Origin of the sequence: Nocardioides sp. 31GB23 (assembly GCF_040012395.1) — a bacterium.
Lineage (GTDB): Bacteria > Actinomycetota > Actinomycetes > Propionibacteriales > Nocardioidaceae > Nocardioides > Nocardioides salarius.
In genome coordinates, this window is record NZ_JBDYKJ010000005.1 from 76380 (window position 1) to 101834 (window position 25455).

Annotated in this window: 29 protein-coding genes; 11 read left to right on the forward strand and 18 right to left on the reverse strand. The window is 73.2% G+C overall.

The features are described 5' to 3' along the window. Window positions 1-18: 18 nt before the first annotated feature. Complete coding sequence (gene gdhA / locus ABKW28_RS02735) at window positions 19-1365, forward strand: NADP-specific glutamate dehydrogenase (RefSeq protein ID WP_193667734.1); 1347 nt, start codon at window positions 19-21, stop codon at window positions 1363-1365. A 53-nt stretch (window positions 1366-1418) separates the two neighbouring features. Here the strand turns inward: gdhA and ABKW28_RS02740 are convergent, their stop codons facing one another. Together ABKW28_RS02740 and clpS are read right to left on the reverse strand one after the other, a co-directional pair. Beyond that, entirely contained in the window at window positions 1419-2003 is a 585-nt protein-coding gene (locus tag ABKW28_RS02740) for a DUF2017 domain-containing protein (RefSeq protein ID WP_341230640.1), read from the reverse strand. A 3-nt stretch (window positions 2004-2006) separates the two neighbouring features. Beyond that, window positions 2007-2303, reverse strand: coding sequence for an ATP-dependent Clp protease adapter ClpS (gene clpS / locus ABKW28_RS02745; RefSeq protein WP_193667732.1), 297 nt, complete (start codon window positions 2301-2303; stop codon window positions 2007-2009). Window positions 2304-2350: 47 nt separating this feature from the next. On the opposite strand from clpS, the gene ABKW28_RS02750 reads away from it, so the two are divergent. The 5 genes from ABKW28_RS02750 to ABKW28_RS02770 all read left to right on the forward strand — a co-directional run bounded on the left by ABKW28_RS02750 (window position 2351) and on the right by ABKW28_RS02770 (window position 6978). Next, a complete protein-coding gene (locus ABKW28_RS02750) occupies window positions 2351-3658 on the forward strand; it encodes a nicotinate phosphoribosyltransferase (RefSeq protein WP_348606167.1) in 1308 nt (435 codons plus the stop codon). A 9-nt stretch (window positions 3659-3667) separates the two neighbouring features. Then, complete coding sequence (locus ABKW28_RS02755; RefSeq protein ID WP_348606168.1) at window positions 3668-4243, forward strand: isochorismatase family protein; 576 nt, start codon at window positions 3668-3670, stop codon at window positions 4241-4243. Beyond that, window positions 4236-5033: an enoyl-CoA hydratase gene (locus ABKW28_RS02760; protein ID WP_348606170.1), complete on the forward strand. Its 798-nt coding sequence runs from the start codon at window positions 4236-4238 to the stop codon at window positions 5031-5033. The genes ABKW28_RS02755 and ABKW28_RS02760 overlap by 8 nt, the downstream gene beginning before the upstream one ends. A 122-nt stretch (window positions 5034-5155) precedes the next feature. Then, window positions 5156-5737, forward strand: a complete 582-nt coding sequence (locus ABKW28_RS02765; RefSeq protein ID WP_348606172.1) for a helix-turn-helix domain-containing protein — start codon at window positions 5156-5158, stop codon at window positions 5735-5737. Further along, window positions 5734-6978, forward strand: a complete 1245-nt coding sequence (locus tag ABKW28_RS02770; RefSeq protein WP_348606174.1) for an MFS transporter — start codon at window positions 5734-5736, stop codon at window positions 6976-6978. The genes ABKW28_RS02765 and ABKW28_RS02770 overlap by 4 nt, the downstream gene beginning before the upstream one ends. Before the next feature lie 21 nt (window positions 6979-6999). Here the strand turns inward: ABKW28_RS02770 and ABKW28_RS02775 are convergent, their stop codons facing one another. The 4 genes from ABKW28_RS02775 to hppD form a co-directional block, all read right to left on the reverse strand. Then, entirely contained in the window at window positions 7000-7530 is a 531-nt protein-coding gene (locus ABKW28_RS02775) for a DUF1697 domain-containing protein (protein WP_341231288.1), read from the reverse strand. A 39-nt stretch (window positions 7531-7569) separates the two neighbouring features. Further along, window positions 7570-8241, reverse strand: a complete 672-nt coding sequence (locus ABKW28_RS02780) for a hypothetical protein (RefSeq protein WP_348606176.1) — start codon at window positions 8239-8241, stop codon at window positions 7570-7572. 77 nt (window positions 8242-8318) lie between these two features. After that, on the reverse strand, window positions 8319-9047 hold the full coding sequence (locus tag ABKW28_RS02785) for a hypothetical protein (protein ID WP_348606178.1): 729 nt from the start codon (window positions 9045-9047) through the stop codon (window positions 8319-8321). A gap of 118 nt (window positions 9048-9165) precedes the next feature. Further along, window positions 9166-10392, reverse strand: a complete 1227-nt coding sequence (gene hppD / locus ABKW28_RS02790) for a 4-hydroxyphenylpyruvate dioxygenase (RefSeq protein ID WP_348606180.1) — start codon at window positions 10390-10392, stop codon at window positions 9166-9168. Window positions 10393-10473: 81 nt separating this feature from the next. On the opposite strand from hppD, the gene ABKW28_RS02795 reads away from it, so the two are divergent. After that, window positions 10474-10980: an Lrp/AsnC family transcriptional regulator gene (locus ABKW28_RS02795; protein ID WP_348606182.1), complete on the forward strand. Its 507-nt coding sequence runs from the start codon at window positions 10474-10476 to the stop codon at window positions 10978-10980. Window positions 10981-10994: 14 nt separating this feature from the next. Here ABKW28_RS02795 and ABKW28_RS02800 read toward each other — a convergent pair whose 3' ends face one another. From ABKW28_RS02800 to ABKW28_RS02815, 4 genes are read right to left on the reverse strand one after another with little or no spacing between them, the layout of a single operon-like run. After that, a complete protein-coding gene (locus ABKW28_RS02800) occupies window positions 10995-11645 on the reverse strand; it encodes a helix-turn-helix domain-containing protein (RefSeq protein WP_193667723.1) in 651 nt (216 codons plus the stop codon). 32 nt (window positions 11646-11677) lie between these two features. After that, window positions 11678-13447 carry a DEAD/DEAH box helicase gene (locus ABKW28_RS02805; RefSeq protein ID WP_348606201.1) on the reverse strand — a complete coding sequence of 590 codons (1770 nt, stop codon included), beginning with the start codon at window positions 13445-13447 and terminating at the stop codon, window positions 11678-11680. A gap of 50 nt (window positions 13448-13497) precedes the next feature. Next, on the reverse strand, window positions 13498-13785 hold the full coding sequence (locus ABKW28_RS02810; protein WP_193667721.1) for a DUF3039 domain-containing protein: 288 nt from the start codon (window positions 13783-13785) through the stop codon (window positions 13498-13500). Window positions 13786-13813: 28 nt separating this feature from the next. Then, window positions 13814-14389 (reverse strand): YqgE/AlgH family protein, encoded by a 576-nt coding sequence (locus tag ABKW28_RS02815; protein ID WP_341230977.1) that lies wholly within the window; start codon window positions 14387-14389, stop codon window positions 13814-13816. A 191-nt stretch (window positions 14390-14580) separates the two neighbouring features. On the opposite strand from ABKW28_RS02815, the gene ABKW28_RS02820 reads away from it, so the two are divergent. Further along, the gene (locus ABKW28_RS02820; protein WP_348606183.1) at window positions 14581-15870 is read left to right on the forward strand and encodes a DUF222 domain-containing protein; all 1290 of its coding nucleotides are present in this window, start codon (window positions 14581-14583) and stop codon (window positions 15868-15870) included. A 369-nt stretch (window positions 15871-16239) separates the two neighbouring features. Here the strand turns inward: ABKW28_RS02820 and ABKW28_RS02825 are convergent, their stop codons facing one another. Then, the gene (locus tag ABKW28_RS02825) at window positions 16240-16764 is read right to left on the reverse strand and encodes a hypothetical protein (RefSeq protein WP_348606185.1); all 525 of its coding nucleotides are present in this window, start codon (window positions 16762-16764) and stop codon (window positions 16240-16242) included. 167 nt (window positions 16765-16931) lie between these two features. Between ABKW28_RS02825 and ABKW28_RS02830 the strand changes: the two genes are divergently transcribed. Then, window positions 16932-17630, forward strand: coding sequence for a TetR/AcrR family transcriptional regulator (locus ABKW28_RS02830; protein ID WP_193669154.1), 699 nt, complete (start codon window positions 16932-16934; stop codon window positions 17628-17630). A 27-nt stretch (window positions 17631-17657) separates the two neighbouring features. Here ABKW28_RS02830 and ABKW28_RS02835 read toward each other — a convergent pair whose 3' ends face one another. The 6 genes from ABKW28_RS02835 to ABKW28_RS02860 all read right to left on the reverse strand — a co-directional run bounded on the left by ABKW28_RS02835 (window position 17658) and on the right by ABKW28_RS02860 (window position 23712). Further along, complete coding sequence (locus tag ABKW28_RS02835; protein ID WP_348606187.1) at window positions 17658-18731, reverse strand: DUF3048 domain-containing protein; 1074 nt, start codon at window positions 18729-18731, stop codon at window positions 17658-17660. Window positions 18732-18789: 58 nt separating this feature from the next. After that, window positions 18790-19557 carry a 3-oxoacyl-ACP reductase FabG gene (fabG, locus tag ABKW28_RS02840; protein WP_348606189.1) on the reverse strand — a complete coding sequence of 256 codons (768 nt, stop codon included), beginning with the start codon at window positions 19555-19557 and terminating at the stop codon, window positions 18790-18792. Between the two features lie 89 nt (window positions 19558-19646). After that, the gene (locus tag ABKW28_RS02845) at window positions 19647-20057 is read right to left on the reverse strand and encodes an HIT family protein (RefSeq protein ID WP_341231141.1); all 411 of its coding nucleotides are present in this window, start codon (window positions 20055-20057) and stop codon (window positions 19647-19649) included. A 31-nt stretch (window positions 20058-20088) separates the two neighbouring features. Next, window positions 20089-21615: a M15 family metallopeptidase gene (locus ABKW28_RS02850; RefSeq protein WP_348606191.1), complete on the reverse strand. Its 1527-nt coding sequence runs from the start codon at window positions 21613-21615 to the stop codon at window positions 20089-20091. 41 nt (window positions 21616-21656) lie between these two features. Then, window positions 21657-22370 carry a TrkA family potassium uptake protein gene (locus tag ABKW28_RS02855; RefSeq protein WP_227491740.1) on the reverse strand — a complete coding sequence of 238 codons (714 nt, stop codon included), beginning with the start codon at window positions 22368-22370 and terminating at the stop codon, window positions 21657-21659. After that, the gene (locus tag ABKW28_RS02860; protein ID WP_348606193.1) at window positions 22363-23712 is read right to left on the reverse strand and encodes a potassium transporter TrkG; all 1350 of its coding nucleotides are present in this window, start codon (window positions 23710-23712) and stop codon (window positions 22363-22365) included. Before ABKW28_RS02860 ends, ABKW28_RS02855 begins: the two co-directional genes overlap by 8 nt. A gap of 83 nt (window positions 23713-23795) precedes the next feature. Here ABKW28_RS02860 and ABKW28_RS02865 point away from each other — a divergent pair, with 83 nt between their 5' ends. Continuing rightward, window positions 23796-24380, forward strand: coding sequence for a dienelactone hydrolase family protein (locus ABKW28_RS02865; protein WP_193669149.1), 585 nt, complete (start codon window positions 23796-23798; stop codon window positions 24378-24380). A 33-nt stretch (window positions 24381-24413) separates the two neighbouring features. Here ABKW28_RS02865 and ABKW28_RS02870 read toward each other — a convergent pair whose 3' ends face one another. Continuing rightward, on the reverse strand, window positions 24414-24830 hold the full coding sequence (locus ABKW28_RS02870) for a hypothetical protein (protein WP_348606195.1): 417 nt from the start codon (window positions 24828-24830) through the stop codon (window positions 24414-24416). 254 nt (window positions 24831-25084) lie between these two features. Here ABKW28_RS02870 and ABKW28_RS02875 point away from each other — a divergent pair. Next, the coding region (locus tag ABKW28_RS02875) for a hypothetical protein (protein WP_348606199.1) at window positions 25085-25455 on the forward strand (371 nt) is incomplete at its 3' end.

The following is a 25455-nucleotide window of genomic DNA, read 5'->3' on the forward strand; positions in this document are numbered from 1 at the left end:
GTCTCCTAGGGTGCGGGCATGACCTCCCTCGATCCGGTCCTCGACGAGCACTACCAGACGGTCCTGGCGCGCAACCCCGGCGAGCGCGAGTTCCACCAGGCCGTGCTGGAGGTCCTCGAGACCCTCTCCCCCGTCGTGCGCCGCCACCCCGAGTACGCCGACCAGTCGGTCATCGAGCGCATCTGCGAGCCCGAGCGGCAGCTGATCTTCCGGGTGCCGTGGGTCGACGACCAGGGCGTGGTGCAGGTCAACCGGGCCTTCCGCGTCGAGTTCAACTCCGCGCTGGGCCCCTACAAGGGCGGGCTGCGCTTCCACCCCTCGGTCTACCTGGGCATCGTGAAGTTCCTCGGCTTCGAGCAGGTCTTCAAGAACGCGCTGACCGGCATGCCGATCGGTGGCGGCAAGGGCGGCTCCGACTTCGACCCCAAGGGCCGCAGCGACGGCGAGGTGATGCGCTTCTGCCAGTCGCTGATGACCGAGCTCTACCGCCACCTCGGCGAGTACACCGATGTGCCGGCCGGCGACATCGGTGTCGGCGAGCGCGAGATCGGCTACCTCTTCGGGCAGTACAAGCGCATCACCAACCGCTACGAGTCCGGCGTGCTGACGGGCAAGGGCCTGGCCTACGGCGGCTCGCAGGTGCGCAAGGAGGCCACCGGCTACGGCACCGTCTTCTTCACCGAGCAGATGCTGGCCGCGGCCGGCAAGGGCATCTCGGGGCGCCGGGTGGTGGTCTCGGGCTCGGGCAACGTGGCGATCTACGCCGCCGCGAAGGCGGCCGAGATGGGCGCCCAGGTCGTGGCCTGCTCCGACTCCTCGGGCTACGTCGTCGACGAGGCCGGTCTCGACATCGACCTGCTGCGCCGGGTCAAGGAGGTCGACCGGGCCCGCATCTCGGCGTACGCCGAGGAGCGCGAGGGGGCCCGCTTCGTCGAGGGCGGCGACGTGTGGGAGGTGGCCTGCGAGGTGGCGCTGCCCTGCGCGACCCAGAACGAGCTCGACGCCGAGGCGGCGACCACGCTGGTCGAGAACGGCGTGCTCTCGGTGGCCGAGGGCGCCAACATGCCCTGCACCCCCGAGGCGGTCGACGTCTTCCAGAAGGGCGGGGTGCTCTTCGCGCCCGGCAAGGCCGCCAACGCCGGCGGCGTGGCCACCAGTGCGCTGGAGATGCAGCAGAACGCCTCGCGCGACTCCTGGACCGCCCAGCACACCGAGGAGCGCCTGCACCAGATCATGGCCGGCATCCACGAGAGCTGCGCGACCAGCGCGGAGGAGTACGGCGTGCCCGGCGACTACGTGGCCGGCGCCAACATCGCCGGCTTCCGCAGGGTCGCCGACGCGATGCTGGCCCTCGGGGTCGTCTGACCCGCCGCGGCGCCCTGGCCCGAGCAGCCCGACGGGCTCACCGGCTCAGCGGCTCAGTGGCTCAGGGCGTCGACCAGGGTCTCCTGCAGGTAGCCGACCCACTCGTAGATGTCGTGGGCCTGCGAGCGCGGGTCGTCCTCGGGCAGCGAGAGCCAGTAGTCCTCGTCGTCCTCCTGGACGTCGAGGCGGGTCGCCAGCGCGAGGCGCAGGTCGGCGAAGGAGCGCAGCCAGGCGGTGGCGGTGACCTGCTCGAGCTCGACGTCGATCATCAGGCCGTCCTCGTCGAGCTCGGGCGGCAGCCCGGCCTCCTCGAGGGTGTCGATGATCGAGCAGGCCGCGGCGGCCTTGCTGTCGCGCAGGGCGCCCTCGGTGAAGCGGCGGAACTCGCCGGCCGCCTCCTCGTCGTCGGGGTAGGCGGTCGGGAAGAGCCGCGCGAGGACCGGGTCGTCGGGCGCCGTCGTGGGCCCCGAGAAGTCCATCATCGCCTCGAGCGGGTCGCGGTCGTCGTCGGGCACGGCCGCCTCGTTGCGCAGCAGCTCGACCAGCTGCGAGGCCAGCGAGCGCAGCAGGTCGGCCTCGAAGCCGGTGAAGGTGGCGATCACGCGCTTGCTGCGACGGTGACGGGCGAAGGCGCTCACGGCTCAGTCGTCCTTCTGCATGGTGGCCCACAGGCCGTACTCGTGCATGGCCTGCACGTCGCGCTCCATCTCCTCGCGGCTGCCCGCCGAGACCACCGAGCGGCCCTCCTCGTGCACCTGCATCATCAGCTTCTCGGCCTTCTTCTTGGAGTAGCCGAAGTAGGAGCGGAAGACGTAGGCGACGTAGCTCATCAGGTTGACCGGGTCGTTCCACACGATGGTCACCCACGGGGTCGCGGGGCTGAGGAGCTCGTCGGGGGTCGTGGTCGGCTCGACCTCGACCGGGCTGGGCGCGGACACGCCACCATGCTTGCACAGCGACGAGGGGTGATCCCTAGGGTGGGCACGTGACCGGGTCGACCGCGCTGCTCACCGACCACTACGAGCTGACGATGCTGCAGGCCGCCCTGGCCGCCGGCACCGCCGAGAGGCGGTGCGTCTTCGAGCTGTTCTCGCGCTCCCTGCCCGACGGACGGCGCTACGGCGTGCTCGCCGGGGTCGGCAGGGCGCTCGAGGCGCTGGAGCGGTTCCGCTTCGAGGAGGAGTCGCTGGCCGCGCTCGAGGGCGTCGTCGACGACCGCACGCTGTCGTGGCTGGCCTCCTACCGCTTCTCCGGCGACGTGCGCGGCTACGGCGAGGGCGAGACCTACTTCCCGGGTTCCCCGCTGCTGCAGGTCGAGTCGAGCTTCGCCGAGGCCGTGCTGCTCGAGACCCTGCTGCTCTCGATCTACAACCACGACTCCGCCATCGCCGCGGCGGCCTCGCGGATGACCCGCGCCGCCGGCGAGCGCCCGTGCATCGAGATGGGCTCGCGGCGCACCCACGAGGAGGCGGCGGTGGCCGCGGCGAGGGCGGCGTACGTCGCGGGGTTCGAGGCGACCTCGAACCTCGCCGCGCGGCACCGCTGGGGAGTGCCCTCGACGGGCACCTCGGCGCACAGCTTCACGCTGCTGCACGACAGCGAGGACGACGCGTTCCGCGCCCAGGTCGACTCGCTGGGCGTCGGCACGACCCTGCTGGTCGACACCTACGACGTCGCCGAGGCGGTGCGCCTGGGCGTCGAGGTCGCCGGGCCCGGTCTCGGCGCGGTGCGCCTGGACTCCGGCGACCTCGCGGTGCTCGCCCACCAGGTGCGCGCCCAGCTCGACTCCCTCGGCGCGCACGAGACCCGCATCGTGGTGACCAGCGACCTCGACGAGTACGCGATCGCGGCGCTGGGCGCCGCGCCGGTCGACGGGTACGGCGTGGGCACCCAGCTGGTCACCGGCAGCGGGCACCCCACCTGCGGGATGGTCTACAAGCTCGTGGCCCGCGAGGACCGGCACGGCGACCTGGAGCCGGTGGCCAAGCGCAGCAGCAAGAAGGCCTCCTTCGGTGGCCGCAAGTGGGCCCGGCGCCGCCTCGGCCCCGACGGGCGGGCCGAGGCCGAGGTGGTCGGCACCGGGGAGGCACCGGCCACCGGCGCCGGGAGCCGTGACCTGCTGGTCGACCTGGTGCGCGGTGGCGAGGTGGTGGGCCGCGAGCCGCTCGCCCGGGCCCGGGAGCGCCACCACGCCTCGCGCGAGGAGCTGCCGCTGGCCGCGCAGTCGCTGGGCCGCGGCCAGCCGGTGCTGCCCACCGAGCGGGTGGATGCCGCCGCGCCGGCGCGTGGCTAGGGTCGCGCCATGACCCGAGCACTCATCGTCGTGGACGTGCAGAACGACTTCTGCGAGGGCGGCTCGCTGCCCGTGACCGGGGGCGGCCAGGTGGCGCGCGACGTCGACGCCCTCCTCCGGCAGTGGACGGCGGGCGGGCCAGAGGCGCCCGGCTGGGACCACGTGGTGGCCACCAAGGACCACCACGTCGACCCCGGCGACCACTGGTCGAGCGAGCCCGACTTCGCCACCTCGTGGCCGGTGCACTGCGAGGTCGGCACCGCCGGCGAGCAGTTCCACCCCGACCTCGACCCGGCGCCCTTCGAGGCCGTCTTCCTCAAGGGCCGCCACGAGGCGGCGTACTCGGGCTTCGAGGGCCACGACGACGACGGCGCCACGCTGGCCGACTGGCTGCGCCGGCGCGGGGTCACCGAGGTCGACGTCTGCGGGCTGGCCACCGACCACTGCGTGCGCGCGACCGCCCTCGACGCCGTCGCGGCCGGGTTCGGCACCCGACTGCTGAGCCGGCTGTGCGCCGGCGTCGCCCCCGAGACCACCACCGCCGCCCTCAGCGAGCTCGAGGCCCACGGGGTGCAGGTTGCCTGAGCAGGGGTCCACGCCGCCGGTGCCCGGCCTGGTGGTCGACCTGGCCGACGGGGTGCTGACCGCGCGCTTCGACCGCCCCGAGGTCTTCAACGCCGTCTCCGGGGAGATGATGCTGGGCCTGGCCGACCTGCTCGAGTCGGTGCCGGCGCGCGACGACGTGCGCGTGGTGGTGCTCACCGGCACCGGGCCCGCCTTCTGCACCGGCGCCGACATCAGCGGCGAGGCCGCCCACGAGCGCTTCGACGTGCGGGCCATGGACGTGACCAACCGGGTCGTGCGCGCGGTCGTGGCCTGCGACCGGCCGGTGCTGGCGGCGGTCAACGGCATCGCCGCCGGGGTCGGGTGCTCGCTCGCGCTGGCCGCCGACCTCAGTGTCGCGGCGGCCTCGTCGTCGTACCTGCTGGCCTTCACGCGCATCGGCTTCATGCCCGACGGCGGCGCCTCGGCCACCGTCGCGGCGTCGATCGGCCGGGCCCGCGCGATGCGGATGGCGCTGCTCGCCGAGCCGCTCTCGGCCCAGGAGGCCTACGACGCCGGCCTGGTCTCCCACCTGGCCGCCGACGACGAGTTCGCCGACCTGGTCGCCACCCTGGCCCGCCGCCTGGCCTCCGGGCCACCGCTGGCCCTGGCCGCCACCAAGAAGGCCGTCAACGCCGCCACCCTCCTCCCCCTCGAGGACGCCCTCGAGCGCGAGCGCAGCGGCCAGAGCGTGCTGATGCGCACCGCCGACGTCGCCGAGGGCATGGCTGCCTTCTCCGAGCGCCGCCGCCCGGCCTTCCGCGGCGAGTAGGCACGAGCAGTCACTTTCGCACCGGTGCAGAAGTGACTGCTCGTCCGCGACTCCCCAATAAGTGCTTGACAGTCAGGAACGGCGAGGCGTCTACTACTGTCCAAGACTTCTTGGAGGGTGAGATGACGGACGAGATCGCGGCGATGCGGGCCATCGCCCACCCGGTGCGGCTGCGGATCCTCTCGCTGCTGACCGGTACGGCGATGAGCGCGGCCGAGGTGGCGCGCGAGCTGGGCCTGACCCACGCCAACGCCAGCTACCACCTGCGGCTGCTGGCCGACGCCGACGAGCTGGTGGTCGACGGCGAGGAGAAGATCCGCGGGGGCGTGGCCAAGCGCTACCGCTACCCCCACGAGCGCGACCTGGTGCCGGGCGAGCCGGGGGCCCAGCGCAGGCCGGGCACCCCCTCGCCGTACCTGCGCGCCCTGGGCAAGGAGCTCGAGCGCCGCAGCCGGTCGCGCGCGGCCTCCACCCCGAGCCTGAGCAGCGACCTGGAGGGCTGGGTCGACGAGGAGACCTGGGACGAGGTGCTCGAGCTGCTGGTGCGCGCCTCGCGCCTGGTGCACGAGCGCAACCGCCCACCCCGCACCGAGGGCACCGTGCACATCAGCGCGACCGCGCTGGCCTTCCGGATGGACGACGGGACCGACGACGAGGCAGACGACGGGGCAGACGACGGGGCACACGACGAGGCAGGGCGATGAGCACCACCGGAGCGCTCGCGCCGCTGCGCGAGCGCAACTTCCGCCTCTACTTCTCCTCGCGCATCGTCAACCTGATGGGCGCCCTGATGGCGCCGGTCGCGCTGGCGTTCGCGGTGCTGCAGATCAGCGACTCCCCCACCGCGCTGGGGGTGGTGCTGGCCGCGCACAGCATCCCGATGGTCGTCTTCCTGCTCGTCGGGGGCGTGCTCGCCGACCGGTTCGGACGCACCCTGGTCATCCAGACCTCCAACGTCGTGGCCGGCCTCAGCCAGCTCGCCATCGCCACCCTCGTGATCACCGGCGAGGCCCAGATCTGGCACGTCGTGCTGCTGACCGCGGTCAACGGCGTCGCGGCCGCAGCGGCGCTGCCCGCGCTGGCCGGGGTGCTGCCCCAGCTGGTGCCGCGCGCCCAGCTGCAGCCGGCCAACGTGCTGGTCTCGATGGCCGGGGGTGCGCTGGCGGTCGCGGGTCCGACCGTCTCGAGCCTGCTGGTCGTGGGGGTCGGGCCCGGCTGGGCGCTCGGGGTCGACGGGGTGACCTACCTGGGCGCCGCGGCGCTGCTCTCCCGCATCGACCTGCCGCGGCCGGTGCGCGCCGCCGGCTCCTCGGCCGTCGCCGACCTGCGCGAGGGGTGGACCTACTTCCGCACCACGCCGTGGCTGTGGGTGGTCGTCCTGGCCTTCAGCATGATCTGCGCGGTCCACCAGGGCGGCTTCTTCACCCTCGGTCCGGCGCTGGCCAAGGGCTCCGCGCTCGGTGAGCGCGGCTGGGGCCTGGTCCTGTCGGCCGAGGCCCTGGGCCTCCTCGTGGCCGGGCTGGTGCTGCTGCGGGTGCGACTGGAGCGTCCGCTCTTCTGGGGCATGCTCGGCACCGCCGTGTACGGCGCCCCGCTCGTCGCGCTCGGCCTCACCGACGACCTGGGCATCGCCCTGCTGGCGGCGCTGGCCGCCGGCGCCGGGATCGGCGTCTTCGAGCTGGCGTGGAACCTGGCGATGCAGGAGAACGTGCCGCCCGACATGTTGTCGCGGGCCTTCTCCTACGACGCGCTCGGGTCGTTCGCGGCGATCCCCCTGGGTCAGCTGCTGGCCGGACCGCTCGCGGTCGCCTTCGGGCTGCAGCGGGTGATGCTGGCGGCCGGTCTGCTGCTCACGGCGGTCGCCCTGCTGACCCTGCTCTCGCGCAGCGTCCGTGACCTGCCGCGTGAGCCGCAGGCGCAGGGCGCACCCGTGGCCCCCGCCTGAGGCGGGCCCCGGTCGCCCGCGTCAGCACCAGCGCTCCACCAGCGTCCGCAGCACCGTGGGGTTGCGGGTGGTGGCGACCGTGCCGAGGACCTTCTCGACGAGGTTGTTGCTGAGCCGCGTGCCGTGCACGCCGTCGGCGCCGACGAGCAGGTGCACGGCGCGGCCGCCGAGGACCACCCGCTCCCCCTCGCCCGCCCGGGCCTGCAGGGCGGCGAGCGCCTCGGGGGCGGGCCGTTCGCGCAGGAGCGCGACGTAGTGGTGGCCGTCGTGCTCGATCGCCGTGGCGGCGGCGTCGACCTCGCGCAGCTCGTCGGGGGTGAGCACGAGCGTGGGGACCTCGAAGCCGCGGTCGGCCAGGAACGCCGCCTCCAGGGCGGCCTCGATGCGCGCCGCGGAGCGCATCGAGGTCTCCAGCCGCACGTTGCCGGTGTTGAGGTGGGTCAGCACGCCGGTGAAGCCGGCGCCCTCGACCGCGGCCACGACGTCGTCGCGCGGGAACTTCCGCCTGGCCCCGAGGTTGATGGCGCGCAGGAACGCGATGCGGGTGCTCATGCCCGCGATCCTGCCCGATGACCGCCCCGACGGCAGCCCTCAGCCGGACGCGGTGTTGACGGTGATCTTGGCGATGCCGACGAGCAGCTGGTCGGTGACGGCCTTGGTGCCGTAGGTGTCGTTGAGCAGCCCGGCGGCCACGTCGGAGATGAAGACCTTGGTGCCCTCGAGCACCGCGAGCCTGCCGTCCTTGATGGTGGCGAGGTCCTTCAGCGTGCGGCCGTCGAGCCGGAAGAGGTAGGCGCTGGTGACCGCGGTCTGGCCGTTGACCGCCACGTCGCCGTACACCCGGGACACGCCGGGGTCGACGTTGAAGTTGCTGAGCCGCACGGTCGTGCCGCCGGCGGCCAGGGTGAGCCCCGAGCCCTCGTGCTGCAGCTGGCCGATGACGTACGGCGAGACCTCGCCCGGCGTGAAGACCGAGACGTTGCCGCCGCTGATCGGGAAGACCAGCGAGCCCTTGGCCAGCTTGGCACCACCGGTCACGCCGGGGGTCAGACCCAGCGAGCCGAGCGCGTCGGTGAAGCCCTTGTCGAGCTTGATGGCGGTGTTCTTGCCCTTGACGGCGGTGATCTCGGCGACGGGCTGCGGCGGTGCGTCGCTGGAGGCGTCGGCGTCGTCGCCGCAGGCCGACAGCGGCAGGGCGAGGGCGAGCACGGCAGCGCCGGCGGCGAGGCGGCGCAGAGGACGGGAGGGCGGGCGCAGGGCCATGACGGGATCCGTTCGGAGGGAGCAAGGGGGACGGTGACAGTTCGTCACCGTCCCCCCTCCCGGATGGGTCGAGCCGCTCAGGCGGGCAGGTCGACCGTGATCTCCGCGATGCCGACGAGCAGGCCGGCCTTGACCGCGTCGGTGCCGAACGTGTCGTTCAGCAGCCCGGCGGCGGGCTCCGAGATCTTGACCTCGGTGCCCTCGAGGATCGCCTGGTCACCCTGGACCTCGAGGGGGTTGAGCGTGCGGCCGTCGAGCTGGAAGAGGAAGGCGCTCTCGACGGCGACCTTGCCGTTGACCAGCACGTCGCCGTAGACGCGGGAGACGCCCGGGTCGACGTTGAGGTTCTCGAGCTGCACGGTGGTGTCGCCGGCGCTCAGCGAGAGCCCGGAGGAGACGTGCTGCAGCTGGCCGATGACGTACGGCGACACGGTGCCCGGCTCGAAGACGGTCACGTTGCCGCCGGTGATCGGGAAGCTGAGCTCGGCGCCCTCGAGGGTCGCCTCCCCGATCGTGCCCGGCGCCAGCTCGAGCTGGGTCAGTGCGTCGAGGAAGCCCTGGTCGAGGGTGATCTGGGTGTCCTCACCGGTCAGCGACTCGATGGCCGCGACCGGCTCGGGAGCGCCGGCCTCGGAGGACTCGGAGGACTCGGAGCTGGTGGCGGCGGCTGCGGCGTCACCGGCGTCCTCCTCGGTGCCGCAGGCGCTGATCGGCAGGGCGACCAGCGCGGTCGCCGCGAGGCCCCCCACGACGCGACGGACGCGACGGGTGCCGGTGGTGCGGTGGGTGCTGGTGGTCGAGCGCATGAGTGCTCTCCCTGTCTGTGTAGAGATTGTTGCTTCGTGTGACAGGGGTTCGCAGGGACGACGAGGAACGGATGGGTGCCAGGGGTGGTGAGGTGGGTCACCACCCCTGGCCCGGGGCTCAGAGGTTGCCGCGCAGCTCCTGCTCGCGCTCGATCGCCTGGAAGAGCGCCTTGAAGTTGCCCTTGCCGAAGCCGAGCGAGCCGTGCCGCTCGATGAGCTCGTAGAAGACCGTCGGCCGGTCGCCGATCGGCTTGGTGAAGATCTGCAGGAGGTAGCCGTCCTCGTCGCGGTCGACCAGGATGCCGCGCTTCTTCAGCTCCTCGATCGGCACCCGCACCTCGCCGATCCGCTCGCGCAGGGCCGGGTCGTCGTAGTAGGAGTCGGGCGTGTCGAGGAAGGCGATCCCGTTGGCGCGCAGGATGTCGACCGAGCGCAGGATGTCGCCGGTGGCCAGCGCGATGTGCTGGCAGCCGGCGCCGTCGTAGAACTCCAGGTACTCGTCGATCTGCGACTTCTTCTTCGCGATCGCGGGCTCGTTGAGCGGGAACTTCACGCGGTGGTTGCCGCTGGCCACCACCTTCGACATCAGCGCGGAGTAGTCGGTGGCGATGTCGTCGCCGATGAACTCGGCCATGTTCGTGAAGCCCATGACCTTGTTGTAGAAGGTGACCCACTCGTCCATCCGGCCGAGCTCGACGTTGCCGACGCAGTGGTCGACGGCCTGGAAGAGCCGGCGCGGGTGGCCCTCGCGGCGCGTCACCGCGGTCGTGCGCGCCTCGAAGCCGGGCAGGTAGGGGCCGGTGTAGCGTGAGCGGTCGACCAGGCTGTGGCGGGTCTCGCCGTACGTCGCGATGGCCGCCATCCGCACGGTGCCGTGCTCGTCGGAGATGTCGTAGGGCTCGTCGAGGATGGTCGCGCCGACCGAGCGGGCGTGCTCGATGCAGCGGTCGACGTCGGGCACCTCCAGGGCCAGGTCGACGACGCCGTCGCCGTGCTTGCGGTGGTGCTCGAGCAGCGGGCTGTCGGGCGTGACCCCGCCGGCGAAGACGAAGCGCGCGCTGCCCGAGCGCAGCACGTAGACCTTGGCGTCGCGCAGCCCGGTCTCGGGGCCGCGGTAGGCCTCGAGGTCCATGCCGAAGGCCAGCTGGTAGAAGGTCGCGGTCTGGGTGGCGTTGCCCACCACGAAGCACACGGCGTCCATCGCGGTGACCGGGAAGGGGTCGCTGCTGGCGTCGTACTCGACCAGGCCGACGAGCTGGCGCAGCTGGTCGAGGGTCAGGTCGGCCTTGAGCTCGTCCTCGGTGAGGGCGCCGCCGGTGGTGGGGGTCTCGTGCGTGGTGGTCATGGGCTCAGCGTGGCCAGGCAGGACAGAGTGTGCAACAGTACGCCGACACGCTGGTCAGGTTGCACAGTCAGGAGTCGCCGCGTGGACGGTCTGGACGTCAGGTTGATCGACCTCTTCAGCGCGGAGCCGCGCATCGGCGTGCTCGAGGCGTCGCGCCGGCTCGGCGTCGCCCGGGGCACCGTGCAGGCGCGGCTCGACAGGCTGGTCGAGCGCGGGGTGGTGACCGGGTGGGGCCCGGACCTGTCCCCCGCCGCACTGGGCTACCCCGTCACCGCCTTCCTGACCCTCGAGATCCGCCAGGACGTCGGCACCCCGGTCGCCGGCGAGGCGCCGGGCGCCAGCGGCCACGACCTGGTCGGCGAGCACCTCGCCCGGATCGCCGAGGTGCTGGAGGTGCACACCATCACCGGGGCCGGCGACCTGTTCGCGCGGGTGGTGGCCTGCTCCAACGCCGACCTGCAGCGCGTCATCGACCGGGTGCTGGCGCACCCCGCGATCACCCGGTCCTCCACGGTCATCGCGCTGGCCACCCAGGTCGGCTACCGCACCCTGCCGCTGGCCCGGGTGGCCGCGGCGGTGGGAGGCTGACCGGGGCGGCGGCCTCAGCCCTCGCGCCCCGAGAGGAGCGCCGCGACCTCGTCGGCGGCGGCGATGACCGCCTGGCTGACCGCCCGCTCGTCGAGGCTGCCCAGGGTGACGATGCCGACGCTGGCCTCGAGCCCGTCGACGTCGCGCACGGGCGCGGCCAGGCCGCGCGCGCCGGTCTGCAGCTCCCCCTCCGTCACCGAGTACGCCGCGCCCGCGCGCCCCCGGCGCGCCAGCAGCACGGCCCGGCCGGCGGCGCCCTGGGCCAGCGGGTGCCGGGTGCCGACGCGGTAGCCGACGTGGAAGTCGGTCCACGACGGCTCCACGACGGCGACGGCGAGCGCCTCGGCGCCCTCGGCGACGGTCAGGTGGGCGGTGCAGCCCACGGTCTCGGCCAGGCGGCGCAGCACCGGCCCGGCCAGGTCGCGCAGCACCGGCTGCACGGCCGAGGCCAGGTGCAGCACGCCGAGCCCGACGTGCAGGCGGCCGCGGGCGTCGCGGCGTACGAGCGTGTGCTGCTCGAGGGTGGCCACGAGCCGGTAGACCACGGTGCGGTTGACCCCCAGCTTGGCGGCCAGCTCGGTGACGGTGAGCCCACCGGCCGAGCCGGCGAGCGTCTCGAGGACCAGCAGCCCGCGGTCGAGGGTCTGGGAGGTCTCGGCCGGCACGGGTGGAGTCTAGGGCGTGCGGCCGGCCGGGCTCAGCCCGACTTGCGGGCCGCCCACTCGCGCACCCGGTCGATGCGCGCGCGCAGCTGCTCGGCGTTGGCGATGGCCGCGGCCGGCCCGCCGCACTCCTTGCGCAGCGCGGCGTGGGTGATGCCGTGGGCCTGGCCGGTGCGGTGGAACCACGCGGCCACCAGTCCGTTGAGCTCGCGGCGAAGCACGGCCAGCTGCTCGTGGGTGGAGACCTGCTCCACGCTGGGGGCCGGCGTCGCGGCCGCGGGGGCGGGCTTCTGCTTGCGGGCGCGGTCGGACTGGCGCTGGCGCAGCAGGTCGCGCATCTGGCCGGGCTCGAGGAGGCCGGGGATGCCGAGGAAGTCCATCTCCTCCTCGGAGCCGACCTGCACCTCCCCCTCGTGGCCGAAGGTGGCGCCGTCGTAGAGCACGTGGTCGAAGCGGGCCTCGGAGCCGATCGCCTCGAAGGAGAGCGACTGCTCCTCCGAGGAGGCCGACTCGCTGGCGTTGGCCTGGGCCAGCAGGTCGTCCTCGGCGGCGAAGATGTCGTCCTCGTCGGTGACCTTGCGGCCCAGCACGTGGTCGCGCTCGACCTCCATCTCGGAGGCGAAGGAGAGCAGCCGCGGCACCGAGGGCAGGAAGATCGAGGCGATCTCGCCGCGGGTCCGGGCCCGCACGAAGCGCCCGACCGCCTGGGCGAAGAAGAGCGGGGTCGAGGTGGTCGTGGCCCACACGCCGACGGCCAGGCGGGGCACGTCGACGCCCTCGGAGACCATCCGCACCGCGACCATCCAGCGTGAGTCGTCGGCGGCGAAGGCGCTGATCTTCTTCGAGGCCGCCTTCTCGTCGGAGAGCACGACCGTGGCGGCCTCGCCGGTGATCTTGCGCAGCGTCTTGGCGTAGGAGCGGGCGCTGTCCTGGTCGGTGGCGATCACCAGGCCGCCGGCGTCGGGGACGTGGCGGCGCACCTCGGAGAGCCGCTTGTCGGCCGCGGCGAGCACCGAGGGGATCCACGAGCCCTCGGGGTCGAGCGCGGTGCGCAGCGCCTGGTTGGTCAGGTCCTTGGTCAGTGGCTCGCCCAGGCGCGCGGCGACCTCGTCGCCGGCGCGGGTGCGCCAGCTCATCTCCCCCGAGTAGGCCAGGAACAGCACCGGGCGCACCACGTGGTCGGCCAGGGCGTGGGAGTAGCCGTAGGTGAAGTCGGCCGCGGAGCGCGGGATGCCGTCGGGGCCGGGGGCGTAGCTGACGAACGGGATCGGGTTGACGTCGGAGCGGAACGGCGTGCCGGTCAGGGCCAGGCGCCGCGCGGCGGGCTCGAAGGCCTCGCGCACGCCCTCGCCCCACGAGAGCGCGTCACCGGCGTGGTGCACCTCGTCGAGGATGACCAGCGTCTTGAAGCGCTCGGTGCGGATCCGCATCGCCAGCGGGTTGACCGCCACGCCGGCGTACGTCACCGCGATGCCGACGTAGTCCTGCGCGGTGCGGCCCTTGCCGGCGGCGTACGTCGGGTCGATGGGGATGCCGGCGCGCTCCGCGGCCTGCGCCCACTGGGTCTTGAGGTGCTCGGTCGGCGCCACGACCGTGACCCGGTCGATGAGCCGGCGCCCGAGCAGCTCGGCGGCCACCGAGAGCGCGAACGTGGTCTTGCCGGCGCCGGGCGTGGCCACGGCGAGGAAGTCGCGGGGCTGCTCGGAGAAGTACTTCTCCATCGCCGCTTGCTGCCAGGCGCGCAGCAGGGGGGCCGTGCCCCACGCGGCGCGCTCGGGCCAGGCGGGGGGCAGCGCGGGCGTCAGCGAGGGGCCGGACCCGTCGTCGAGGGGAAGGTCCGGCTGGTGGGAACCCGTCACGCGTCGGAACCGCCGGAGCCGCCGGAGCCGCCGTCGTTGAAGGAGTCCCAGACTTCCTTGCAGTCGGGGCAGACCGGGAACTTCTCCGGGGAGCGGCTGGGCACCCAGACCTTGCCGCACAGGGCGATGACGGGCGTGCCCATCACCATCGCCTCGGTCAGCTTGTCCTTGTCGACGTAGTGCGAGAAGCGCTCGTGGTCACCATCGTCGGTCGGGACCGTGCGACGGTCCTCGCGGACGTCCTCCTCGACGGCGGTGCCGGTCCCGAATCCGAAGCTGCTCACGAGAGACCACCCTACGCGAGAAGGTCGCTCAGTTCAGGTCGGGATCGGCGGGACGGGTGGAGTGCCAGGCCAGCTCGCCGGGCTGGCGGCGCATCACCTCGCGGCGCAGCTCGGTGGTCTCCTCGCGGAACACGTCGTCGTCGTGCGCGGGCACGACGTACCAGCTGCCCTCGGCGATCTCGTCGTCGAGCTGGCCGGCGCCCCAGCCGGCGTACCCCGCGAAGATCCGCAGCGCGTCGAGGTGCCCGGCGAGCTGCTCGACGGGCGTGTCGAGGTCGACCAGGCCCAGGGTCGGGGTCAGCGGCCGGTAGCCGGGCGCAGCGACCGGCTCGGCGCCCGGCGCGGCACCGGCCAGGTGGGCCACCGCCAGCGCACCCTCGGTGCTGACCGGTCCGCCCTGGAAGAGCACGTCGGGCTCGGCGACCACCGGGCTCCAGTCGGCCAGCACCTCCGCGACCGGCACCGGGGTCGGCCGGTTGAGGACGACCCCGAGCGCACCCTCGTCGTCGGCGTCGAGCAGCAGGATCACGGTGTCGGCGAAGTTGGGGTCCAGCAGCGCCGGACTGGCCACCAGCAGCATCCCGGCGCGCACCTCGCTCGACATGGCCCCATCATGGCCGAGCAGTCACTTCTGCACCATCGACCAGTCAGTTTCGCACCACCGACCGGTCGCTTTTGCACCATCGACCAGTCGCTTACGAACCGGGTAGATCGTCTCGAAAAAAGTTTCGATCTGCCTGTGGAAAACGGCTTCTGACCTGGTGCTTTGTCGGTGGGCCCTGAGATACTTTACTCATGTCCACCACCGCGGCGCACCCCATCAACGGGGCGCTCGCGCGCATGCACTCGCTGCTCGACGAGCTCGCCGAGACACCCTTGTGGTCGATGAGCCAGAGCGCGACGGCGGAGGCGTTGGTCGACTTCTCGCAGCTCGAGGCGAGGGTGACCGAGCTGAAGTCGCGGACCCTCGCCCACGCCGAAACGGTGGCGGTGGCGGAGACGAACGCCTCGCCGTCGGTGGCGGTGTGGCACTCCAACGCGACGCGGTCGACGAAGCGCGAATCGTTCCGCCAGGTACGCCTCGCCGCGGGTCTCGACCGGTACGACCTGGTGCGGGAAGCGCTCGGTCGTGGCGATGTCATCGCGGAGCAGGCGTCGGTGATCTGCACAGCTCTGGACGAGCTGCCCGACGACCTCGACGCCGGCGTGCTGGAACAGGCCACCAAGGCGCTGGTCGCGTACGCGGAGGTCCACGACGCGAAGGCGCTGCGGGTGCTGGGCCGACGCATCCTCGAAGTGGTCGCACCCGAGGTCGCCGAGGCATGGGAGGCCGAACAGCTGGACCGCGAGGAGCGCGAGGCCGAGAAGTCGGCGGTGTTCCGGATGCGCGAGGACGGCCACGGCCGGATCAAGGGATCCTTCACGGTGCCGCTGCTGGTGGGTCAGATGCTGGAGCGAGCACTGCTCGCATTCGCGGCCCCTAAGCACCAGATAGCGAACCGCGCCGCCGACGACGAGGCGAACGAGCAGGACGAGCGCGAGGAGCAGAACGAGACGCCGGTGCCGGTACGCCGCCCCACCGCGGAACGGCTCGGTGCCGCGTTCGTGGAACTCGTCGAACGCCTGGACCCCAAGGAACTGCCGAAGGCCGGCGGCGTGAACGCCACAGTCGTGGTGACGATGACCCTCGACTCGCTCAAGGACGGCCTGGCGGCCGCCACCCTCGACACCGGCGACCGGATCAGCGCCGCCACCGCGAGGCGTCTGGCGTGCGAGGCCGGCGTCGTCCCGGTCGTGCTGGGCGGCAAGAGCCAGCCACTCGATGTAGGCCGTGCGAAGCGGTACTTCACCCCGGGCCAGCGGATCGCGTTGGGTATCCGTGACGGAGGCTGCACCGCCCGCGGATGTGACGCCCCACCGGCGATGTGCCACGCCCACCACGACGACCCGTGGTCGTGCCACGGCCACACCGACCTCGACCGCGGACGTTTGTTGTGTCCCTACCACCACCGCCGGATCCATGATCCGGAGTACGAGAGCGATGTCGGTGGCGACAACCAGGTCACCTTCCACCGACGAACCTAGGAGAGGTCTGCTCGGTTCTTGCGGGGTCTCGGCGTCGCTCGTCGCTGGCGCTCCTCCCTTCTCGACCAACGGTGCTGCCGCGCGCCGTTGGTTGAGCAGCGAGGGCCGAAGGCTCGAGCGACGCCGAAACCCGGTGAGCCCATGGCGTACGGAGAGTGGTTGCGCCGGGCGGTCACCTCGCGGGGTCTCGGCGTCGCTCGTCGCTGGCGCTCCTCCCTGCTCGACCTACGGTGCGCGCTCCTCGCTGGTCGACAACAGGCACAGCCAGGAAGGGGACAGCCCCCGGCGGCGCGTCAGGGAGGGAGGGAGACGCGCCGACGGGGGCCGTCGGACGGCCCGGTGGGAGGTCCGGGCCGGATCGGGGTCGACTCAGGCGGCGAGCGCCGCTCGGAGCCGGTGCAGCAGGGTAGGACGCTCGGGCTGCAGGCGGACCGGCTGGGGGCGCCAGTCGGCGCGGGCGGCGGCCTCGAGACGGGCACCGACCCGGGCGGCGCCCGCGTCGCTGGCGCTGGCACGTCCGGCCATCACCGCCAGGAAGGCCCGCTCCTTGACCTCCGCGCGGGTCATCGCGACGGCCATCCCCTCGTCGAGGGGGTGCTCGCGGTGCTGGTCGACGATCGCCCGCACACCGGGCAGCTCGTCGGCGGTGGCGCGCCAGGCGGCGATGACGGCCCGCTCGAGGTCCATCGGGTCCTCGACCAGCTCGCGCTCGATGCGGCCGGCGAGGCGGGTGTGCCAGCGCAGCTGCAGCGCACCGAGCAGGTCGAGCTCGGAGCCGAAGGCCTCGGAGACGCCCTCGAGGTCCATCGGCAGGCGGCCGTCGCGTCGGAGATCGGCGCTGGCGATCACACGGCGGAGGGTCTCCCCGCGGTGGCGATACGAGTTCCAGGTCATGGCTTCTCCTGTGTCGGTCAAGGTTCACATACCTTGAGTACGTACCGAGAGTACGGACCCGTACCGTCGGTATGCAACGGCCCGAGGGGTGGCAGCGCCGTGATCCTGACCACCGCACCGGCACGCCGACGTGACGGTCGGCACAGGCGGGTCCCTAGAGTGGTGCCATGCCGAAGTCCTCCGTCCACAAGCTGGTGCCGAAGGTGCCCAGCGTGCCCGGGGTGGGGGGCACCCGCCGCCAGCAGTACTCCGCCTCGACCAAGCGCGCCCTCGTGGACGTCGCCGAGGAGCTCTTCACCGAGCACGGCTACGCGGGCACCTCCCTCGACGCCATCGTCGGGGGCGCCGAGGTCACCAAGGGCGCGCTCTACCACCACTTCTCCGGCAAGCAGGCGCTCTTCGAGGCCGTCTTCGAGCGGGTCGAGGCCGAGGCCTCACGCGCCATCCAGAAGGCCCTGAAGGAGAACCGCGACCCGTGGACCAAGGCCCGCGCCGGCCTCGAGGCCTTCCTCGTCGTCGTCCAGGACCCGACCTACCGGCGCATCGTGATCCAGGAGGGTCCCTCGGTGCTGGGCTACGAGCGCTTCCGCGAGCAGGAGGAGCGCTCCACCTTCGCCAACGTGCTCGACATCGTGCGCGCGGTGCTGCACGCCGGGCCCTGGGACCTCGACGAGGACATGCAGCAGACCTTCGCCCGGATCTTCTTCGGTGCGATGTCGTCGGCGGGCGAGGCCGTGGCCGGCTCGGACGACGCGATCGCGGCCGCTGCCCGGGTCGAGACCGCGATCGGCTTCATCATCAGTGGCTTCCAGGCCCTGGCCGACGCCGGGGTCGAGCTGCCCGAGCCGCCCGAGCAGTCCCGCTGATCCGGCCGGCCCGCCCACTGGCCGGGCTCAGCGCGAGAAGCTGACCGCCCCGCTCGCCGCGGGCACCAGCTCGACCCAGGTGCGCCCGGCAGGGACCGTCAGCCGCTTGCCGCCCACCTTCAGCGCCAGCGGCGCCTCGAGCGTGGCCTTCGACCACTGCCCGCGCACCATCCGGCCGTCGTGGAAGAGCAGCGCCTCGCCCTTGCCCTCGAGCTTGGTCTCGGGCACGGGGTTGCCGGCCGGGTCCCGGTAGCCGGCGTCGCCGACCTGCACCCGCAGCACCAGCACCGTGTCGGCCGGGAACCGGTCGTCGGCGGCGGCGAAGGAGTTGGTGTTGGTCCAGCCCTTCGGGCCGTGACTCCAGCTCGTGGTGTGGCTGCCGAAGTCGGCCGACAGCGACGTGGCCGGCTTGCCCTTCGGCAGGTCCTCCGCCTCGCCCCAGGGCAGGTAGTCGTCGGGACGCTCCTCGGGGCCCTCGACCAGGGTGGTGGTGGCCTCGAGGTCGGTGAAGAGGTTGTACGGCGCCGAGCGGGCGTTGTCGCGGAAGAAGCCCTTGGAGCCCTCGGAGAAGAAGGTGATCCCGGCGCCGCGCACCCGCTGCAGGGTGACCGGGGCCGCGCCGCTGGTCACCACGGCGGCGTCGGCCGGCGCGACGATGCCGATGTCGCTGGCGCGCATCGAGCGCACCGGACCCACGGTGCCGGGGATGTCGGAGTAGTAGAAGGCCGCGAGCCGGGTGACCCCGCCCTCGACGAGCTCCTCGACGACCAGGTCGGCGGAGCCGAGCCCGCGCTGGGGCGCGCTCGAGGGCGTGTTGTCCATCTTGACCACCATCACGGGGTGGTCCTGGGCGGCCGACTGCGACCCGGTGACCGACAACCCGGTCAGCGGCCAGGTGGCGTCGAGCGTCGCGCCCTTGCTCACCTTCTGGCCGTCCGGGCCCTCGGCGGCCGGTTCGTCGCCCCCGCCCCCGTCGTCGGAGGAGCAGGCCGCCAGCGCCAGGCTCGCCACCAGGGCGAGCGCACCGACCCGGAGGGGACGGCGTCGCCCGTGGTGCGGGCGGCGGGGCGGCCGGGCGAGGCTGGTGCGGGCTGGGCGCACGGTGGCTCCGATCAGGGGGAAACGGCGGGGGTGGGGACGACGGGGGGGAGGGCGCGGCTCAGCCGAGCTTGGCGCCGCCGTCGACGTACAGGGTCTGGCCGGTGATGTACGACGCCTCGTCGCTGGCCAGGAAGGCCACGGCCGCGGCGATGTCCTCGGGGAAGCCGACCCGCTTGACCGGGTTGGCCTCGGCCGAGAGGGCGCGGAACTCGTCGACGTCCATCTTGAGCCGGGCCGCGGTGGCGTCGGTCATCTCGGTGGCGATGAAGCCGGGGGCCACGGCGTTGGCGTTGATGCCGAAGGGGCCCAGCTCGATGCCCAGGGTGCGGGTGAAGCCCTGGATGCCCATCTTGGCCGCGGAGTAGTTGGCCTGGCCGCGGTTGCCCAGCGCCGAGACGCTGGAGATGTTCACGATCTTGCCGTACTTCTGCTCCACGAAGTGCTTCTGGGCGGCCTTCGTCATCAAGAACGCGCCCTTGAGGTGCACGCCCATCACGAGGTCCCAGTCGTCCTCGGTCATCTTGAAGAGCAGGTTGTCGCGGGTGATGCCGGCGTTGTTGACCACCACGTGGATGCCGCCGAGCTCCTCGACGACCCGGGCGACCGCGGCCTCCACCGACTCGCCGTTGCTGACGTCGGCACCGATGCCGGCGGCCTTGGCGCCGTCGACGAGGGGCAGGCGGCCCGCGGCCTCGGAGGCAGCGGCCTCGTCGAGGTCGACGATGGCGACCGAGGCGCCCTCCTCGGCGAAACGGGTGGCGGTGCCGAAGCCGATGCCCCGCGCTCCCCCGGTGACCACGACGACGCGTCCGTCGAAACGACCCATCTGCTACCCAACTCCTTCGAAAGTCTGCGGTGCGCGCAGGGCGCGCTCGCGCGGTGCGGTCACCGCGCCGTCTGCACGATAGCCGCGACTCATCCCAGCGCCGCGCGCAGCCTCGCGGCGTACGCCGCCCGCTCGCCGTCGGCGTACTTCTGCCGCGGCCAGAAGAACCCGCGCAGCCCGTCGCCCTTGGTGCGCGGCACCACGTGCAGGTGCAGGTGGGGCACCGACTGGCTGACGGTGTTGTTGACCGCGACGAAGCTGCCCTGCGCGCCGAGCTCGTCGACGACCGCCCCGGCGATGCGCTGGGCGGCGGCCAGGAAGGGGTCGCGCAGCCGGGCCGGCAGGTCGGGCAGGGTCACGACGTGCTCGCGGGGCACCAGCAGCACGTGGCCCTTGAAGACCGGGCGCTGGTCGAGAAAGCCGACCAGGTCGTCGGTCTCGAGGACCAGGTCGGCCTCCAGGTCGCCGGCCACGATGCGGCAGAAGACGCACTCGCTCATGGGCGGCAGGCTAGCCCCGGCCGCGCCCGGCTCAGTGGCACACCTCGTGGTCGCAGACCGGCGGCAGGTGGGGCCGGTCGCCGCGACCAGCGGTGCGCCCGCCCCCGGCGGGTGCGTCGAAGTGGTGGGCGTCGGCGGTGCCGTAGGTCCAGCGCACCCCGTGCCCGCGCATCAGCGACACCACCGCGTGCGAGCCCGAGCGCCAGGCGACCCTGGGGTGGCTGCGCCCGACCCACCAGCCGGTGGGCAGCCAGCCCCCGGAGGTCCGGTAGGGGTTCTCCCACGGGTTCACGTCGAGCGAGCGTCCCCACGAGTGCGGCGAGCGCACCCCGGGACGGCCCACCACCTGGCGGCAGTTGAACGCCGAGGTGTTGCCGGCGGCCATGGAGGCGTGGTCGTCGGCGCCCTTGAGCCGCTTCGACCAGCCGAACCGGTCGACGCGGTACATCGAGCGGATCGGCAGCTCGCGGGCGTACATGTCGGCCAGGGCACGGCTCATCCGGCCCACGGCGTCGGCGTGCGCGACCAGCTCGCCGCGGTAGCGGTAGCCGTCGTAGCCCCAGTAGTTGATGCGCAGCAGCCGCAACGAGGCGCGGCCCACGGGGCAGCCGGCGTGCCAGCTGCGACCGGTCATCTGCTTCCAGACCCCGCCCGGGATCCGCGAGACCTTCGCGTTCGACCCCTCCCCCACCGCGCGCGGCTGCGCGGGCAGCGAGCGGCGCGGGCGCGGGGCGCCCTTCGGCAGCGCCACCGGCGTGCCGGGCGGGCGGTTGTCGAGGCGGTGCACGGTGCTCGTGCCGCTGTCCAGCCAGGGGCGGCGGGTGACCCGTGCCCGGTAGCGGGTGTCCTCGCGCGGGGCGACCCTGGTCGCGGCCCGCCCGCGCTGGTCGAGGCGCAGCCGCTCCTCCTCGACCCAGCGGCGCCCGGCCCGGCGCTCCAGCCGCACCGGTCCCTCGACGGGCTCGCCCGCCCCGGTGGTGACCCGCACGCGCAGCCGCACCGACTGCTCGTCGACCACGCTGCCCGGCCCGTCGAGCCGCACGTCGGCGTTGCGGCGGCGCAGCCGCAGGCGCACCAGCCCGGTGCCGGAGGGTGCGTGGGTCTCGTCGCCGTCGTACGACGCCCGCACCCGGTTGTCCTTGGGCGCTCGGGCGGCCTCGACCTCGGCGGTCGCGCTCCCGGTCTCGTCGGTCGGGCCGGCCGGCACCTCGCTCCACACGCCGTCGCGGCGCCGCTCGAGCCGCAGCGCCGCACCGGCGACCGGCTCACCGGCCTCGTCGGTGAGCAGCAGGCGCACCGGCACCCGGCTGCCGGCGTACCGGGCGGGTGCCTCGGCGGTGAGCACCGTGGCGACGGGCTCCGGCGCGGGATCGGGGCCGGGGCCCGGGTCGGGGTCGGCGGCCGCGGGGCCGGCGGCGGGCAGCACCAGCGCCAGGGCGAGCACCAGGGCCGGCAGCAGCCGGTGCGGCCGGTGACGGTGGCGCCGGTGGCCGGAGCGGGAGTGGCCGGAGAGGGAGTGGGCAGGGCGGCGGGGGGATCGTGCTGGTCCGAGAGGCACCCGCACAGTGTGCCCCCTGCGGGCCCGGCGCCGCGCCATGCTCAGCTCATGTCGCTGAAGCGCTCCACGTCCTGGCGGGAGCCGGACACGACGATCACGTCGCCGGCCGCCAGCACCGTCTCGGGGGTCGCGTAGGTGAAGGCCGCGCCGGGGCTCTTGACCCCGACGACGGTCACCCCCCAGCGGCGGCGTACGTCGGACTCGGCCAGCGAGGTGCCGTGCATGGCGGCCGGCGGGCTGGTCTTGACCATGGCGTAGCCCTCGTCGATCTCGATGTAGTCGAGCATCCGCCCGCGCACGAGGTGGGCGACCCGCTTGCCCATGTCGTGCTCGGGACGCACCACGTGGTGCACCCCGATCTGGGTCAGGATGCGGGCGTGTGCCTGGCTGATCGCCTTCGCCCAGACCATCGGCACGCCCAGGTTGAGCGCGACCGAGGCCGAGAGGATGCTCGCCTCGAGGTCGTTGCCGACCCCGACGACGGCCCGGTCGAAGTCGCCCACGGAGAGCTGGCGCATCGCCTCCTCGTTGGTCGTGTCGGCGGTGACGACGTGGGTCAGCCGGCCGCTGAGCGACTGCACGATGCGCGGGTCGGCGTCGACGCCGAGCACCTCGGTGCCCTCGGCGACCAGCTCGAGGGCCAGGCTCTTGCCGAAGCGCCCCAGCCCCAGCACGACGACCCCGCCGTCGGAGGCTCCGTGCCGGTGCGGGCGGCGGGAGCGGTGCTCCTCGGCCCGGTGCTTGTTCCTAGCCAATGATCGGCCTCTCCTCGGGGTGGCTGTAGGCGCGCCGCCGCTCGCGCAGGGCGAGGGCGGAGACGAGCGTGACCGGGCCCAGTCGGCCCACGAACATGAGCAGGGTCAGCACCAGGTGCCCGTGGGTGCCGACGTCGGCGGTGATGCCGGTCGAGAGCCCGACGGTGGCGAAGGCCGAGACGGCCTCGAAGAGGACCTGGTGGGTGGGCAGGCGGGTCATCTCGACCAGGGCGACGGTCGCCGCGGTGACCACGCCGACCGACAGCAGCGCCACGGTCAGCGCCTGGCGCGTCGCGCGGTCGTCGATGCGGCGTCCGAACGCCTCGACGTCCTGCTCGCCGCGCACCTCGGCCCAGATCACGAACCACAGCAGCACGAAGGTGGTGACCTTGATGCCCCCGGCGGTGCCCGCCGAGCCGCCGCCGATGAACATCAGCACCACCGTGCCGAGCAGGGTGCCCTCGTGCATCTGGGCGTGGTCGAGGGAGTTGAAGCCCGCGGTGCGCGGCATCACCGCCTGGAAGAAGCCGGCCAGCACCCGGCCCGGGCCGGCGTCGAGCGCGCCCAGCGTGGCCGGGTTGCGCCACTCGTTGGCGGTCACGAAGACGGTGCCGGCGACCAGCAGCACGAGCGTCGCCGAGACGGTGATCTTGGTGTGCAGGCTCCAGCGCCGCGGCCGGCGCAGCTGGCGGCGCAGCTCGAGCACCACCGGGAACCCCAGCCCGCCGAGGATCACGGCGGCCGCGATCGGCAGGCAGATCCACGGGTCGGTGACGTAGCGGGTCAGGCTGTCGGACCACAGCGCGAAGCCGGCGTTGTTGAAGGCGGAGACGGAGTGGAAGACGCCGAGGTACGCCGCCCGCCCGGGCGAGTAGTCGTAGGCCCACCAGAAGCGCAGGCCCAGCGGCACCGCGACCACGGCCTCGACCAGCAGGCTGACGCGCGCGACGCCGAGGACCACGCTGCGCACGTCGCCCAGGCCCAGCGCCTTGGTCTCGGCCATCGCGGTGATCCGGCTGCGCAGACCCATCCGCCGCCACACCAGCAGCCCGAGCAGCGAGGCCAGGGTCATGATCCCGAAGCCACCGACCTGGATCAGCGCCAGCACCACCGCCTGGCCGAAGCCCGACCAGTAGGTGCCGGTGTCGACGACGGCCAGCCCGGTGACGCACACGGCCGAGGTGGCGGTGAAGAGCGCAGTGACGAGGTCGGCTCCCGCGGTGCCGGTGCGCGAGACCGGCAGGAGCAGCAGCAGGGTGCCGACAGCGACGGCACCCGCGAAGCCCAGCACGACCAGCTGGGCGGGGTGCCGCAGGAACCGACGTGGTCGGGCTTCGTGCACCGCCGCAGCGTAGGCCACGACCCCGGTGGGCACACCCGGCCCCCGGCCTTTACTTCGCACCCCGCCCCTGCCAGCATCGGCGGATGACCGAGCTGGTGCTCTTCCACCACGTCCAGGGCCTCACCGACGGGGTCCGCGCGCTCGCCGACGACCTGCGCGAGGCCGGGCACACGGTGCACACGCCCGACGTCTTCGAGGGCCGGACCTTCGCCACCCTCGCGGAGGGCATGGCCTTCGCCCGCGAGAGCGGCTTCGACACGCTGACCGAGCGGGCGGTCGCGGCCGCCGAGACGCTGGGTCCCGACCTGGTCTACGCGGGCATCTCGTTCGGCGTGATGGCCGCCCAGCGGCTGGCCCAGACGCGCCCAGGGGCGCGCGGGGCGCTGCTGCTCGAGTCGTGCGTGCCCGTCACCGGCGACTGGGCCTTCGGGCCCTGGCCCGCGGGCGTCCCGGTGCAGGTGCACGGCATGGCCGAGGACCCCGAGTTCGCCGGCGGCGGCGACCTCGACGCGGCCCGCGAGCTCGTCGAGGTCGTGGGGGCCGGCGCCGAGCTCTTCACCTACCCCGGCGACCAGCACCTGTTCACCGACCGCTCGCTGGCGTCGTACGACGCGGCGGCGACGGCGCTGCTGCTCGAGCGGGCGCTCGCGTTCCTCGCCCGCACCTGACCCGCGAGCCGGCGCCAGTTCCGGCCGAACGGACTACCAGCCGAGCGTCTCCTGGCGGTGCCGGCGCCCGAAGGCACGCAGGTCGTCGGTGGTGTAGTCCTGCTGCTCCGAGCGGACCTCCGCGGCCGTGGCCTTGAACCTGCTGAAGGGCAGGAAGCCAGCCATCACCGCACGCGCCTGGGTGACCAGGAGGTCGCGGTGGCGCGACTCGTGCAGCTGGCCGTGCCACTGCTCGCCCTGCCAGCGGAACGAGAAGATCCAGTAGAAGAGCGAGCCGCCGGACTGCGGGAAGTGCAGGTGCGTCTGGTCGACGCGCAGCTCCGGACTGACCAGCAGGGTTTCCCGCTCGGCGCTGACCTCGTCGGGGAAGACGAGGTGGCTCAGGTCGGCGGTGAACTCGTGCGACGACCACGAGCCCCGGCTGGGGTCGGTGGCGTTGATGCTGCTCATGCGGCTCCTCGATCTGTTCGCGCGGGGCACCCCTTCACGGGTGACGGGGCGGGCGCGGCGCTGCCGCCGTCGCCGTGGCTCCCCCCGGCGCCACGACCACGACACCATCAGTTCTAGGCCCTGACCTGCGATTTCCACCACCCCCGGTTAAGTCCCGAACGAATCCGAACAACCCGGACGCGCCCTCGTACAGTGGGCGGCCGGAGGGTCGGCGCCACGGAGCGCCGCCCCAGCCCCGGAGGGAGGACCAGGTCGTGAGCGACACGCCGACCCAGTCGCCCCACGGCAGCGAGTGGGACCTCCTCGCGAACCGGTTGCAGCAGCTGCGGCTCGAGGCCGGCGAGCCGTCGTACGGCGAGATCGCTCGTCGCGTGGCCCGCCGCCGTCTCGACGCCGGGCTCGGCGAGCACGAGGCCCGCGTGGCGCGCACCACCGTCTACGACGTCTTCCGCACCGGTCGCGCCCGGGTCAACCTCGCGCTGGTCCGCGAGATCGTGGGCGTCCTGGGCGGCGAGGACCTCGACGTCGACCGCTGGGTGGCGCAGTGCCGCCGCGGCGTTGCGGGCGTGCCGCACCGGGATGACGTGGTCGTCGCGGCCCCACACCACGCACATCGGCATCGCCT